Here is a 13,465-nt window from a genome sequence, read left to right as displayed (position 1 = left end):
CAACTGGTGATGCTTCAACTGGTGTGGTGGGTGTTGTGTCAGTTCGTGGGGTCGACGCCGGGTGCCGACCGGGCCGCCTCCTCGGCGAGCTCGCCGTCGGTGGCGGCCGCGAGCAGAGTGGCGATCTCGGCGACGAAGTCGTCGGCGGAGTCGAAGGCCTTGTAGACGCTCGCGAACCGCAGATAGGCCACCTCGTCGAGGGCCCGTAACGGCTCCAGGACCGCGAGCCCGATCTCGTGCGCCGGGATCTCGGCCGAGCCGCTGGCGCGGAGAGCATCCTCGACCTGCTGGCCCAGACAGGCCAGATCGTCGGCGGAGACCGGGCGTCCCTTGCAGGCCTTGGCCACCCCCGCGACGGCTTTGTCGCGGGCGAAGGGCTCGGTGGCGCCGGACTTCTTGCGCACCGTCAGCTGCATCTGCTCCATCGTCGTGAAGCGCTTGTCGCAGGCCGAGCAGGCACGGCGCCGGCGGATGGCGCCACCATCATCGGAGACACGGCTGTCCAGGACCCGGGTGTCGTCGTTCTTGCAGAACGGGCAACGCATCGCAGGGCTCCTCTCACTGTGGACGACGTGGTGGACACGAGTGTGGAAAACAGGCGGATCTGTGGGAAACGCCGATCGACTTGTGGGTCTATATGTGGAGAACTACACGAGTGTAAGTACTACATCTAGTGTTTAGCCTACGTCGCGCGACGGGCTCATGCAAACAGCCTGACAGGCGGGTCTGACAGTCTGCGTTTGCGCAGGTCAGCACACCTCGGCGTGCGGCTCCCCGGCGTGTCGGCCAAGATCGTGTCGACCACCTCGCCACCCCGGGCACGCCCCCGAAGCACCGAGAGGACTCGCATGAGCACCGCGTCACCCGAGCCCGCCCTCCAGGTCGACGCCATCGCATGACCACCCTCGCCGAACGACGGATCGTCCGGACGTTCCGCGGCGCCCACGCCGTGGCAGCGGCCGCGGTGCTGCACGACAGCGGCGACCTGGACATCGTCGAGGCCACCACCGATGCGGCCTTCGCGGCGGCCTCCGAGACGTGGGAGCGCGACGGCATCCCGGAGCAACCGGACCGCTGGGTCCTTGCCACCGCCCGTCGGGCGGCGCTCGATCGACTGCGCGGCGCCGATACGCCCCGGCCTCGAGCGCTGGCAGCACTGGCGGAGGACACCGCCGAAGATCATCGACTGGCCCTGGTGTTCACCTGCTGCCACCCCGCGCTGCACCTGCCGGCCCGTGTCGCCCTCGTCCTGCGCTTCTGTGCCGGCCTGTCCCTCACGGAGATCGCCCACGCCTTCGGCGTCGATGACGCCACGATGCGGCGCCGACTCGACCTGGCGAAGCGTCCGATCACCCGAGGCGACATCTCCTTCGCCGCACCGGCGGTCGCGGACCTCGACGACCGACTGGATGCCGTGCTCGCCGTGCTCTATCTCATCTTCAACGAGGGCTATGTCGGCTCGCGCAGTGCGACGCTGACCGGTGACGATCTCTCCGAGGAGGCCATCGGGCTGACCCGTTCCCTGCTGTCGCAGCTACCTGATCACGACGACATCCGCGGCCTGCTGGCTCTGATGCTCTTCATCCGCTCCCGCCGCCGGGCGCGCATCGGACTGCACGGCGATCTCATCGCGTTGCCGCATCAGGACCGCGGACTGTGGGAGTCCGACACGATCGCCGAGGCCGGGTTCCTCCTTCGCCAGGGCCGGCGCTCCCCCAGGCTGTCGCGGTACACGGTCGAGGCCGAGATCCAGGCCCTCCATGCCGCGACGGCTGACGGAATGCCGGCCGACTGGCGTGCCGTCCTGGCGCACTACGACACCTTGCGCATCATCGCCCCGGGCCCGTCGGTCGACCTCAACCGGGCCGTGGCGCTCGCAGAGGTCGAGGGGCCCGCGATCGCGCTCGAGGTCGTCGACACCCTGCCGGCCGACTCCCATCTGTGGCACGCGGTGCGAGCCGAGCTGCTCGAACGGCTCGGACGTTTCGAGGAGGCCCAGCGTCAGTGGCAGTTGGGCTCCGCTCGCGCCGAGCCCGGGGCCGAGCAGGCCTATATGGCCACCCACGCGACTCGCCGCTCACTATGACGAACCCGCCGCCCGCCCTTCCCCGGGGCGTGACGGCGGGCTCGGCACCGACGCGTCAGTCCGCGTAGACCGGAACGGCGAGCGAGGTGCCCATCTGCAGGCCGCTGGCATTGGGGAGCGCGTTGAGACGCACGATCTCATCGACCGTGGCCCGCACGTCGCCTCCCGGGTTGGCCTCGGCCGCGATGTGCCACAGGGTCTGCCCGGGCTGCACCTGCACCGTGGTGGTCGCGATCGGAGCCGAATCGCTTGTGGCGGCCACAGACGCACCCATGACGACCGCTCCGAGCGCCAGGATCAGGCTCACCGCGGCGAACACGACCACGCGACCACGACGGGTGAGCCGCACCGGTGCCGGTCGGTCGGGTACGACCGGAGACGGCACCGCCCGCAGATGACGCTGCGGACGCGGGGTGGTCAGGGTCAGGTCCTGGTAGGCGATAGCGCTCATGATGTCCTCCGTGGGGAAGCCGAGGTCAAGGTCTGGCGTGTCCGACCGAACCTCGTTCGGCGATGTCATTCGAGACGAACATCCGTTCGATCGAACACATGAGCGACTATACGCGAGCCCACTGACAAAACAAGTACCGATCGAACATCTGATCGAGAAAATCCTCGTGCCGCCCGCCCCGGCGGAGCGCCGAGTGGTGCATATCCGCCCGGTTTTCAGTGAATTAGGGGCGAAGATGCACCACTCGCGGTCGCGGTCGCACCACTCGTCGAGCGGTCAGGGGCCCTCGAGATCGGCGGGGGTGTCGATATCGCGCACCAGATCATCGCCGACCACCACCCGGTCCGGTTCGAACGCCCCCAGGACGCGTCGCAGGGCCTGATCGCGGTGATCCCCGGTCAACGAGCCGCGCAGCACCTCCGTGCGCCAGCGGGAGGCGAGCCACTGATCGGCCCCCGAGCCGTCGACGAGCACGACACCGGTGCGCGGGCGCGGCAGCGAGGCGAGCAGCCGCGCCACGCCGGCGGCGTTCCGCAGGTCCACGGCCATCAGGAGCACGCCCTCGGACCGGAGCCGCCCGAGCGCTGCGGCCAGCGCCGCCACGGGCCCGCCGTACGCGGGCTCCTCCCGCACCTGGACGATCTCCTCCCACCCCGCCCGGGGCGGACCGACCACGACCACCTCCCGGCATCCGGCCGAGCGGGCGCCGTCCACGGCCCGGCGCAGCAGCGACTCTCCGTCGACCTCGATCGAGGCCTTGTCACGGCCGCCGAGCCGCGAGCCGCGGCCGCCGGCCAGGATCACCGCATCGAGAGCCCCGGCCGGATCCGTCCACGGCTCGCTCACGTCTCTTCGACGGCACACATGCTCAGGAGTCCTCGGGCACGATCGTGGTCAACGGCACGATCGTGGTGAGCAGGACGGCGGCGTCCTCGAGCGCGTGAAGATCGTGGCGCTCGGCCGGGATGATCACCAGGTCTCCCGCCGATGCCTCGGTGGCCGAGTCAGCGCTGGAGAGGCGCACCCGGCCCCGCAACACCTGCAAGGTCGCCTCCCCCGGAGCCTGATGCTCGCCAAGCGCGGTGCCCTCGACCATCGCGATGAGGGTCTGCCGCAGTTGATGTTGGCGGCCCGGATGCAACGCCTGGGCACTGCGGCCGTGATCGTGGCGCCTCGCCTCGGCGAGGTGGTCGTCGACGAGATCGGGCAAGCGAACGGCATCCATACGGTGACGCTACGCCACGAGAGGCTCATCACCCGTCCCCACCAGGCGGAGCACGGCCTTCACCGATAGTTTCGGGACATGCGTTCGACGATCGCCACCGCGAAGCTCGCCTGGCAGCAGGCGTCCTCCCATCAGGCGCCGCTCCTCGCCGCGGGAGTCGCCTTCTACACCTTCACCTCGCTGTTCCCGGCGGTGATCGCGGGCATCTCGCTGTACGCCCTGTTCGCCTCCCCCCAGACGATCGCCGGTCAGGTCGACCGCATCCAGGACGTGCTGCCAGCGGATGCCGCGTCGATCGTCACCGACCAGATCCAGCAGGTCGCCGAGACGTCCTCCGGGGCGCTCGGTGTCACCACCGTGATCGCGCTGGCCATCGCGCTCTACAGCGCATCCGGCGGTGTCAGCAATCTGCTCACCGCCGTCAACACCATGTACGGACTGGGCGATGACCGCAGCTTCGTCAAGCGCAAGGCGCTCGCCTACGGCATGACGGCCGCGGCGATCGCCTTCGCGATCGTCGCGGTGGCACTGGTGGCCGTGGCGCCCGCCCTGTTCTCGATCATCGACATCGTGCCGGGCGTGCGCATCGCGGCCGAGGTGGCGCGCTGGCTCATCCTGATCGGTCTCGTGATCGCCCTCATCGCGATGATGTATCGCCTCGCCCCCAACCGCCCGAGTCCACAGCGCTTCGTGACACGCGGGGTACTCGCCGCCGCCGGGTTGTGGATCATCGCCTCGGTCGGCTTCTCGGTGTACGTCAACAACTTCGGCAGCTACGGCGAGACCTACGGTGCGCTCGCCGGCGTGGTGGTCCTGCTGTTGTGGCTATGGGTGGGCCTCTACGCCGTGCTGTTCGGTGCCGCGCTCCAGGCCGTCGAGGAGAATGTCGTCAACCAGCGCACGCTCACCGAGGACCTGGACACCGCGCAGTCCCGCACCGATGCCGAACGTGCCCAGCTGCAGATCGAGGACGAGATCACCACCTTCATCAAGGTGATCGACGACACCCAGGGCCGCCGTCACGACACGCACTGACCTATTCGAACAGATGTTTGATATGGACGGTCGATCCCGCTACCGTGAGGGCATGAGCGAGCGCAGCGAGCGACCGAAGACAGTCACCTCATGCCGGCACCGGCCTACCCTGTTTCTCCTCGAGGCGGTGGCGGCATGAGCGAGCGCAGCGAGCGACCGAAGACAGTCACCTCATGCCGGCACCGGCCTACCCTGTTTCTCCTCGAGGCGGTGGCGGCATGAGCGAGCGCAGCGATGACGTCACCGAACTGCCCGACGGACCTCCCGATGCGAGCGGGCTGACCCCGCGTCAGCGCAAGGTGCTGGAGTTCCTGCGCGACAGCCTGCGCGATCGCGGCTACCCGCCCAGCATGCGCGAGGTCGGGGCTGCCGTCGGCCTCGCGAGCACGTCCTCGGTCTCCCACCAGTTGCGCATGCTCGAGCGGATGGGTTATATCAAGCGCGACCCCAACCGCCCGCGTGCGCTGGAGATCCATCTGCCGGAGGTGCACCGCTCGCTCGGCAGCACCGCCGAGGATCTCGCTGATGTCACCGATCTCGGCAACGAGCGTCCGGCGGCCACCTACGTGCCGGTGGTGGGACGGATCGCCGCCGGCGGTCCCATCCTCGCCGAGGAGCGGGTCGAGGAGGTCATGCCGCTGCCGAGCTCGCTGGTGGGCGACGGCACCCTGTTCCTCTTGGAGGTCAGCGGCGACTCGATGGTCGATGCGGCCATCTGCGATGGCGACTATGTGGTCATCCGCCAGCAGCCGGTCGCGGAGAACGGCGAGATCGTGGCGGCGCAGATCGACGGCGAGGCGACGGTCAAGACCTTCCAGCGCAAGGACGGCCAGGTCTGGCTGCTGCCTCATAACGACGCCTACGAGCCGATCGACGGCACCCACGCCACGATCCTCGGCAAGGTCACGGCGGTCCTGCGCCGCGTCTGACCGCCCCGCACCCCCTCCCCATCGTGGGCGGTGAGTAGGCGTCCGTTCACACGAGACGGCGGTGCATCAGCGTCCATCTCAGGTGACAGACGGACGCCTACTGACCGCCTGTGGGGTTTTGCGGGGTCGAGGAGGGGACGCCTACTCACCCGCCCATTGATGGGCGGTCTCACTCCCGGCCGGCCTGCCAGGCGCTCGTCACCATCTCGTCCAGGGTGTGCCGCATGGCCCACTGCAGGTCGCGGGCGGCCCGCTCCCCCGAGGCCACGATCCGCGCCGGGTCCCCGGGACGGCGATCGACGACCTGCGGCTCGAAGTCGATACCCGTCGCGCGAGCCACCGCGGTCATGATCTGTCGTACCGAGACACCGTCGCCGCTGCCCAGGTTGTAGACCGGCTCGAGCGACTCGCCGGCCAGCAGCTTCTGGGCGGCCACCACGTGCGCCTGTGCGAGATCGGCGACGTGAACGTAGTCCCTGACGCAGGTGCCGTCCGGCGTCGGGTAGTCCGCACCGAAGATCTTCGGCCGGTGACCCTCGCTGAGCGCGCGGATGACGAGCGGGAACAGATTGTGCGGGCTGGAGTCGTACAGGTCCGGTGTGCCCGAGCCCACCACGTTGAAGTACCGCAGCGAGGTGTGCCGCAGACCCGTCGCCCGGGCCTGATCGGCGATGATCCACTCCCCCACGAGCTTGCTCTCGCCATAGGGTGATTCGGGCGCCGTCGGCGTGTCCTCGGTCACGAGAGCGATATCGGGTGTGCCGTAGACCGCCGCACTGGAGGAGAACACGATCGTGCCGATGCCGTGCTCGGCCATCGCCCGCAGCAGGCTGACCGTGCCCTGCACGTTCTGCTGGTAGGTGTGCAGAGGCCGCTCGACCGAGACACCAGCGTACTTGAAACCGGCGAGATGGACGACCGCCTCGATGTCGTACCGGCGCAGCGCCTCGGTGAGCTTCTTGGTGCGGGTGATGTTGAGATCGATGAAGGGCACATCATCGGGCACGAACTCGCGGTGCCCGCTCGACAGGTCGTCGACCACCACCGAATCGAGTCCTGCCTCGTCGAAGGCACGCACGATGTGCGCGCCGATGTAGCCGGCTCCGCCGGTCACCAAGATCGCCATGACCTCAGCGTACTGAGACCGTCGCTCAGGATGCGGCACGCTCCACGGCAGCTGCGTCGAGTCGTCCCAGCGCCGCCATCACGGTGGCGCGGTCGGTGGTGCGCCACAGCGGCGGCATCGACGCCGCGAGGAAGCCTCCGTAGCGCGCCGTGACGATGCGGGGGTCGAGCATCGCGACCACGCCGCGATCGTCCGCGCGCCGGATGAGACGGCCCGCTCCCTGCGCCAGCAGCAGTGCCGCGTGGTGGGCGGCGACCTGCATGAAGCCGTTGCCGCCGCGCTTCTCGACCAGACGCTGGCGGGCACTCATCAGAGGGTCATCGGGGCGAGGGAAGGGGATGCGGTCGATGATGACGAGCGTGCAGGTGTCACCGGGAAGGTCGACTCCCTGCCAGAGGCTCAGCGTGCCGAACAGGCACGTGCTCGGCTCCTCGGCGAAACGGCGCGCGAGCTCGGGAAGCTGCGCGTCTCCCTGGCACAGCACCTCGATATCCGGCAGTGCCATACGTACGTACTCCGCGGCGCGCTCCGCACCGCGACGCGAGGAGAACAATCCCAGCGTGCGCCCACCGGCCGCCTTGACCAGAGCGGTGATCTCGCCGAGCTGATCCTCCTCCAGACCGTCCCGGCCGGGGGCAGGCAGGTGGCGAGCGACGTAGAGCATCCCCTGCTTGGCGTAGTCGAAGGGCGAGCCCACGTCCAGTCCGCGCCACTGCGCGTCCTCCCAGAGCCCGAGGGACCGCGCGACCGGATCGAAGGATCCGCCGAGCGCGAGGGTCGCACTGGTCAGGACGACGGTCTTCTCCCCGAAGAGCTTGTCGCGCAGCGCGCCGGACACGTCGATCGGCGCGATCCGCAGTTGCTGGCCGGTGCGCAGCTCCCCGAGCCACAGGACATCTGTGTCGCTGCCGCGTGCCATGCGCTCGGCTACCTGTCGCAGCTCGTCGACGGCACTGCGCGCCTGCTGGCGCGCGGGATCGGGCTCCTCGCCGCCTCGCTCCTTGCCGAAAGCCGAGAAGCAGGCGCGGGCGGTGTCGCGGACGAGGTCGAGCGCGGCGCGCAGCGGTTGGGGCGGCTCCTCGATGCGGCCGGGTGAGACATGGGTGAGGGTGTCGGCCAGCGCATCGGCGGCATCGCTCAGATCGTCGGCGGCCTCCGGCTCGGTCAGGTGCGGACGGGCCCGGCGCGCCGCACGCTCGATACCGGCGGGGTCCAGTTCCTGGGTGGCCGCCTGCGTGACCCGGGCGGCGAGCTCGTGTGCCTCGTCGATCACGACCGTGCCGAATTCCGGCAGCATCGGCACGCCGTCGATCGCGTCGATGGCGAGCATCGCGTGGTTGGTGACCACGATGTGTGCCTGCTGGGCGTCCTCGCGCGCCCGCTCGGCGAAGCATTCGAGGGCGTAGGGGCAGCGCTGGGCGCCCAGGCACTCCCTCGCGGTGACGCTGACCTGACGCCAGGCCCGCTCGTTGTGCGAGGGCGCCGCGTCTCGGTCGCCCACGTGGCCGCCGTCCGCCTGCTGCTCGGCCCACTCACGCAGGGCGACGACCTCGGCACCCAGGGTTCCCTCCGGCACCTCGACGAGCGTGCCCTGGTCGTCCGGGGCGCCCTCGCGGACGCGATGCAGGCACGCGTAATTGCCGCGTCCCTTGACCACGGCGTGGTGCGGGACATCGTCCAGCACCTCGCGGGCCGCCTCCTTGAGCGCGGGAATATCCCGCTCGACCAACTGATGCTGCAGGTTGAGCGTGGCCGTGGCGATCACCACGCGCTGATCGTGGAGCAGGCTGGGCACGAGGTATCCCAGCGATTTCCCGGTGCCCGTGCCGGCCTGGACGAGCAGGTGCTGCTCGGTGTCGAAGGCCTGTTGGACGGCCTCGGCCATCGCGATCTGGCCGGGTCGTTCGGTGCCTCCCACCGCGTCCACCGCGGCCGACAGGACATCGCGCACGTCAGAGGCCATGGCCGCAGGCTACCGGGTCATCGCGCGCGGCTCGGGCGCGGTCCACAGGCACCCTTCCGGATCGCGCTGGGGCGGGCGGTGGGGCGTCACGCGCTCCTGGAGAGGTGGGTTACGCACGTCTCGGACCGCATGAGGGGTGCCTATCTCACCTGCCACGCGCGCGAGGGGTGCGTACGTCACCGCCCACGGTGAGGGCCGTCAGTCGGACCGGACGCGACACAGGATGTGCATGCGTGGTCGCCCCAGCAACCGTCCACGCACATCGATCATCTACTCGACGAGATACGGAGCGAGCTCGGCCGCGAGACCGGCCCCGACGCGCGCGGCGACCCGGGTGCCGTCGGAACGGTGCTCCACCTCGTCGATCTCACCGGACTCATGGATCCGATTGAGCAGGTCGCCGCGCTCGTACGGCAGCACGAGATCCACCGCGACCTCGGGCCGCGGCAGCTCGCTCTCGATGAGTCCGAGCAGCTCGTCGATCCCCTCGCCCGTGCGGGCGCTGACCACCACGGCGTGCGGCTCACGGGCGAGCACCTCGCGTACCACCGCGGGATCGGCGGCATCGGTCTTGTTGACGACGATGACCTCGCGGACTCCCTCGGCGCCGATCTCGGCGAAGACCTCGCGCACCGCGGTGATCTGCCCGAGCGGGTCGGGATGCGAGCCGTCGACGACATGCACGATCAGGTCGGCATCGGCGACCTCCTCGAGGGTGGATCGGAAGGCTTCGACGAGTTGGTGCGGCAGATGCCGGACGAAGCCGACGGTGTCCGACAACGTGTACACACGGCCGTCGGAGGTCTGAGTGCGCCGGGTCGTGGGATCGAGGGTCGCGAACAGGGCGTCCTCGACCAGCACGCCGGCATGGGTGAGCCGGTTCAGCAGACTCGACTTGCCGGCATTCGTGTACCCCGCGATCGCCACCGAGGGGATCTGATGGCGTTGGCGATTGGCGCGCTTGGTGTCGCGCGTGGTCCGCAGCTCGGCCAGTTCGCGGCGCAGCTTGGCCGCGCGCGACTGGATCCGCCGACGATCGGTCTCGATCTTGGTCTCGCCCGGTCCGCGACCGCCGATGCCCTCACCGCCGGCGGCACGGCCACCGGCCTGGCGGGACAGATTGCCGCCCCACCCGCGCAATCGCTGGCTCTGGTACTGCAACTGCGCCAGCTCGACCTGCGCCTTGCCCTCCGCGCTCTTCGCATGCTGCGCGAAGATGTCGAGGATCAGGGCGACCCGGTCGACCACCTTGACCTTGACCCGATCCTCCAGATTGCGCAGCTGGCTGGGCGCGAGCTCGCCATCGCAGATGACCGTGTCGGCGCCGGTCGCCTCCACCGCCTCGCGCAGCTCGTCGACCTTGCCGCTGCCGATGAACGTGGCGGGGTCCGGACGCTGACGTCGCTGCACCAGCGCGTCGAGGACCTCCGAGCCCGCCGTCTCGGCCAGCAGCTTCAACTCCGCCAGCGAGTTCTCGGCATCGGCCGCGGTGCCATCGGTCCAGACGCCGACGAGGACGACCCGTTCGAGCCGCAGCTGCCGATACTCGACCTCGGAGATGTCGGTGAGCTCGGTCGAGAGCCCCGCGACGCGGCGCAGCGAGGACCGCTCCTCCAGGTCCAGCGAGCCGGAGTCCACGATCTCCTCGTTCCGCTCAGTCAGCCCGTTGTTCCGCTCGCTCATGCCACCACCGCCTGAAAAAGACCACCATAGGCCGATGCCGGCATGAGCAGCCCATCTTTTCGCTCGCTTCGCTCGCTCATGCCATCCACTCCATCTCGCCGCGGGCCACGATCTCGGCGGGTCCGGTGAGGACCACGTGGTCGTTCTCGTCCAGTGTCACGTGCACCGTGCCCCCTGGGACGTCGATCCGATACTCGGTCGGCCGCGCTGTGTCACCGTCGGCGAGCGCTGTGGCGATCCCGACGGCGCAGGCCCCGGTGCCGCATGAGCGCGTCTCCCCTGAGCCCCGCTCGTGCACCCGCATGCGCACGTGTCCGGGGCCACGACGGGCGACGAATTCGATGTTGACGCCCTCGGGATAGACCTCCCGGTCGAAGCGCGGCTCGGTGAGCAGGGTCCCCGCCTGCTCGACATCGTCGACGAAGGCGACGGCATGAGGATTCCCGGTGTGGACCTCGCGCGCGGTCACGGCGAGGCCCTCGCTCGTGCGGACCTCGCTGTACCCGCCGATGCTGAAGGCGCCCATGTCGACGGCGATCTGCCCGTCCGCGCCGACGGAGACCAGCTTGTCGCCGTCACGCGTGGCGACCGCGAAGCGATCGGTGTCGACCAGCTTCTCGTCCAGCAGATGGCGGGCGAAGACCCGCACGCCGTTGCCGCACATCTCGCTGATCGATCCATCGGCATTGCGATAGTCCATGAACCACTCGGCCTCGGACGTCACTCCCGCCGCGGACGATCGGATCACGCGCAGCACGCCATCGGCGCCGATCCCGCGGCGCCGATGACACAGGGCCGCCACGAAGCTCGGATCGAGGTCGCCGTGGACGGTGCCGTCGTGGTCGGGCAGCAGCACGAAGTCGTTCTCCGTACCGTGCCCCTTCTGCCAGGAGAAAGTCATGAGACGTCCAGTCTACGGTGCCTCCGCCAGGGCCACGGCGCGCTCGACCAGATCGGCGGCGTCATAGGGCAGCCACCGCACCCGCGGGTCCTTCCTGAACATGCGGTCCTGGCGACGCGCGAACCGGCGCGTGCCGGTGATCGTCTGCTCATGTGCCTCGTCCTCGCCGATCTCCCCCCGTCCGTGGGCGAGCAGCTGCTGATAGCCCAGCGCCCTGCTGGCGGTGAGCCCCTCCTCGATGCCCTCAGCTCGCAGCCTCTCGACCTCCTCGACGAGCCCGTCGTCCCACATCTGGTCGACCCGGCGCCTGATCCGGTCGTCGAGCACGTGACGCGGCACGTCGAGTCCGATCATCACGAGGTCGTCGTAGACCGACGTGAAGTCCGGCATCGTCGCCCTGAAGGGCGCGCCGGTGAGCTCCCCGACCTCGAGGGCCCGCACGATGCGGCGGCCGTTGGTGGGCAGGATCTGCTCGGCGGCTGCGGGATCGCGGCGTCGCAGCTCCGCGTGGAGGGCCTCCGCGCCGAGCTCGCTCAACCGCTGATCCCAGCGCGCCCGCACGTCCGCGTCGGTCCCCGGGAAGTCGAGCGGGTCGATCACGGCGCGCACATACAGTGACGAGCCGCCGACGAGGACCGGCAGCGCTCCGCGACCGCGGATCTCGTCGATGGCACGTCGCGCGGACCGCTGGAACACGGCGACATTGGCCTCTTCTCGCACGTCCAGCACATCGAGGAGGTGGTGCGGCACGCCGGCGCGCTCGGCCTCGGTGACCTTGGCGCTGCCGATGTCCATGCCGCGAAAGAGCTGGACCGCGTCGGCATTGACGACCTCGCCGCCGAGACGCCGGCTCACGGCCACCGCGAGCGCCGACTTGCCCGATGCGGTCGGTCCGACCACGACGACGACTCGATCCTGACGCTGAACGGGCACGCGGCCAGTCTCGCAGGTACCGTGAGATCGCAGACGTCCGTGGTCACAGAGGAGACAGACCGTGAGCTTTCTCAGCAAAATGCTCGGCCGAGGCAAGATGGCCGGTGAGGATCTCAGCCAGAAGGCCCAGGACGCCAAGGAGCGTGCTGGTGAGGCGATGCAGGGCCGCGAGGACGATATCCATTCGGCCGTGGACAAGGTGCGCGATCTCGCCGACCAGGCGACCGGCGGCAAGTTCACCGGCAAGATCGACGAGGCGGCCGACCGCCTGAAGCAGGCCGCCGACGACATGGCCACCGATGACGGTGGCGAGAACGACCCGAAGGACGGCTCGGGGTCCTGACCCCCTCCTGGGCGGTGAGTCAGCGTCCGTCCTGACGTCCGCCTGGTGACTCAGCGTCCATGGCCCCGCGTGAATGGACGCCTACTCACCGCTGACGGAGTGGCCGGCTGGTTAGGCTCGGGATCGTGACGACCCGATGGGCCTTCGTGCCAAGTGCGCCGCTGCTGGCCGTTTCCCACGATCCCCTGCTGGCCTCCGCCCGCGATGCCGCCCGGGCTGCGGTCGGCTGGCTCGTCGACGGAGCCGCCGAGGTGGTCGTCCTCGATGGGTCGGCATCGGATGTCGACGGTGACGAACGGACCGGCGGCAGCCTGCGCGGATTCGGACTCGACATCCGCGCCGGCGGCCCGCGCGAGGAACTCGGCCTCGCGCACGCCCTGGGCGCCTGGTTGCTCGACGATGCCGGATGGTCCGGTCCGCGCCGCTATGTGTCATCCCTGGCCGACGTACCGCCGGCCCTCGTGGTCGTGGCCGACGGATACGCCTGCGTGAACGAGCTGTCCCCGCTGGGCTTCGATCCGCGAGGTCCGAAGGGCCAAGCGGAGATCGTCGGCGCCCTCGCTTCGGCCGATCCCGATGCTCTGCGCGTCCTCGACACGGAGTCCGCGCTCGATCTGGGCTGCTCGGGCGCGCCGACCCTCGCGCACGCCGCGAGCGCGGCCGCCGACCTCGACTGGCGAGGAGCGGTGACCTACGACGACGCTCCCCTCGGCATCGGCTACTGGGTCGCCGCCTGGGAGAGCGAGAGCACCCCCGCCTGACGACGACGAACGGAGGAGTCGGCCTGGGG

14 protein-coding genes are annotated in these 13,465 nt (G+C 69.6%); 5 read left to right on the top strand and 9 right to left on the bottom strand.

What is annotated here, in order from left to right; translation table 11 throughout:
* Positions 1 to 38: 38 nt before the first annotated feature.
* On the bottom strand, positions 39 to 545 hold the full coding sequence (nrdR, locus tag FNM00_RS09375; RefSeq protein WP_143913178.1) for a transcriptional regulator NrdR: 507 nt from the start codon (positions 543 to 545) through the stop codon (positions 39 to 41).
* 350 nt (positions 546 to 895) lie between these two features.
* Here nrdR and FNM00_RS09370 point away from each other — a divergent pair, with 350 nt between their 5' ends.
* Positions 896 to 2,086 (top strand): RNA polymerase sigma factor, encoded by a 1,191-nt coding sequence (locus FNM00_RS09370; RefSeq protein WP_143913177.1) that lies wholly within the window; start codon positions 896 to 898, stop codon positions 2,084 to 2,086.
* 55 nt (positions 2,087 to 2,141) lie between these two features.
* On the opposite strand, the gene FNM00_RS09365 is transcribed toward FNM00_RS09370, so the two are convergent.
* From FNM00_RS09365 to FNM00_RS09355, 3 genes are all read right to left on the bottom strand, one after another.
* The gene (locus FNM00_RS09365) at positions 2,142 to 2,537 is read right to left on the bottom strand and encodes a LysM peptidoglycan-binding domain-containing protein (protein ID WP_185973074.1); all 396 of its coding nucleotides are present in this window, start codon (positions 2,535 to 2,537) and stop codon (positions 2,142 to 2,144) included.
* 276 nt (positions 2,538 to 2,813) lie between these two features.
* Positions 2,814 to 3,383: a molybdenum cofactor guanylyltransferase gene (gene mobA, locus FNM00_RS09360; protein WP_185973073.1), complete on the bottom strand. Its 570-nt coding sequence runs from the start codon at positions 3,381 to 3,383 to the stop codon at positions 2,814 to 2,816.
* A 22-nt stretch (positions 3,384 to 3,405) separates the two neighbouring features.
* Positions 3,406 to 3,762, bottom strand: a complete 357-nt coding sequence (locus FNM00_RS09355) for a cupin domain-containing protein (RefSeq protein ID WP_143913174.1) — start codon at positions 3,760 to 3,762, stop codon at positions 3,406 to 3,408.
* 78 nt (positions 3,763 to 3,840) lie between these two features.
* Between FNM00_RS09355 and FNM00_RS09350 the strand changes: the two genes are divergently transcribed.
* The gene (locus tag FNM00_RS09350) at positions 3,841 to 4,797 is read left to right on the top strand and encodes a YihY/virulence factor BrkB family protein (protein ID WP_143913173.1); all 957 of its coding nucleotides are present in this window, start codon (positions 3,841 to 3,843) and stop codon (positions 4,795 to 4,797) included.
* A gap of 218 nt (positions 4,798 to 5,015) precedes the next feature.
* The gene (lexA, locus tag FNM00_RS09345) at positions 5,016 to 5,726 is read left to right on the top strand and encodes a transcriptional repressor LexA (protein ID WP_143913172.1); all 711 of its coding nucleotides are present in this window, start codon (positions 5,016 to 5,018) and stop codon (positions 5,724 to 5,726) included.
* Between the two features lie 169 nt (positions 5,727 to 5,895).
* On the opposite strand, the gene galE is transcribed toward lexA, so the two are convergent.
* The 5 genes from galE to miaA form a co-directional block, all read right to left on the bottom strand.
* Entirely contained in the window at positions 5,896 to 6,852 is a 957-nt protein-coding gene (galE, locus tag FNM00_RS09340) for a UDP-glucose 4-epimerase GalE (RefSeq protein WP_143913171.1), read from the bottom strand.
* A gap of 25 nt (positions 6,853 to 6,877) precedes the next feature.
* The gene (locus FNM00_RS09335; protein ID WP_143913170.1) at positions 6,878 to 8,815 is read right to left on the bottom strand and encodes an ATP-dependent DNA helicase; all 1,938 of its coding nucleotides are present in this window, start codon (positions 8,813 to 8,815) and stop codon (positions 6,878 to 6,880) included.
* Between the two features lie 270 nt (positions 8,816 to 9,085).
* Complete coding sequence (hflX, locus tag FNM00_RS09330; RefSeq protein WP_143913169.1) at positions 9,086 to 10,498, bottom strand: GTPase HflX; 1,413 nt, start codon at positions 10,496 to 10,498, stop codon at positions 9,086 to 9,088.
* Positions 10,499 to 10,574: 76 nt separating this feature from the next.
* A complete protein-coding gene (gene dapF, locus FNM00_RS09325) occupies positions 10,575 to 11,399 on the bottom strand; it encodes a diaminopimelate epimerase (protein ID WP_143913168.1) in 825 nt (274 codons plus the stop codon).
* A 12-nt stretch (positions 11,400 to 11,411) separates the two neighbouring features.
* Positions 11,412 to 12,332 carry a tRNA (adenosine(37)-N6)-dimethylallyltransferase MiaA gene (gene miaA / locus FNM00_RS09320; RefSeq protein ID WP_185973072.1) on the bottom strand — a complete coding sequence of 307 codons (921 nt, stop codon included), beginning with the start codon at positions 12,330 to 12,332 and terminating at the stop codon, positions 11,412 to 11,414.
* Positions 12,333 to 12,393: 61 nt separating this feature from the next.
* Here miaA and FNM00_RS09315 point away from each other — a divergent pair, with 61 nt between their 5' ends.
* Both FNM00_RS09315 and FNM00_RS09310 read left to right on the top strand, forming a co-directional pair.
* Positions 12,394 to 12,675 (top strand): antitoxin, encoded by a 282-nt coding sequence (locus FNM00_RS09315; protein ID WP_143913167.1) that lies wholly within the window; start codon positions 12,394 to 12,396, stop codon positions 12,673 to 12,675.
* A 125-nt stretch (positions 12,676 to 12,800) separates the two neighbouring features.
* Positions 12,801 to 13,436 (top strand): class III extradiol ring-cleavage dioxygenase family protein, encoded by a 636-nt coding sequence (locus FNM00_RS09310; RefSeq protein ID WP_143913166.1) that lies wholly within the window; start codon positions 12,801 to 12,803, stop codon positions 13,434 to 13,436.
* Positions 13,437 to 13,465 lie beyond the last annotated feature (29 nt).

The organism is Aeromicrobium piscarium, from assembly GCF_007421815.1.
Lineage (GTDB): Bacteria > Actinomycetota > Actinomycetes > Propionibacteriales > Nocardioidaceae > Aeromicrobium > Aeromicrobium piscarium.
The sequence above is the reverse complement of the archived record's forward strand: the minus strand, read 5'-3'. Positions and strand labels throughout refer to the sequence as shown.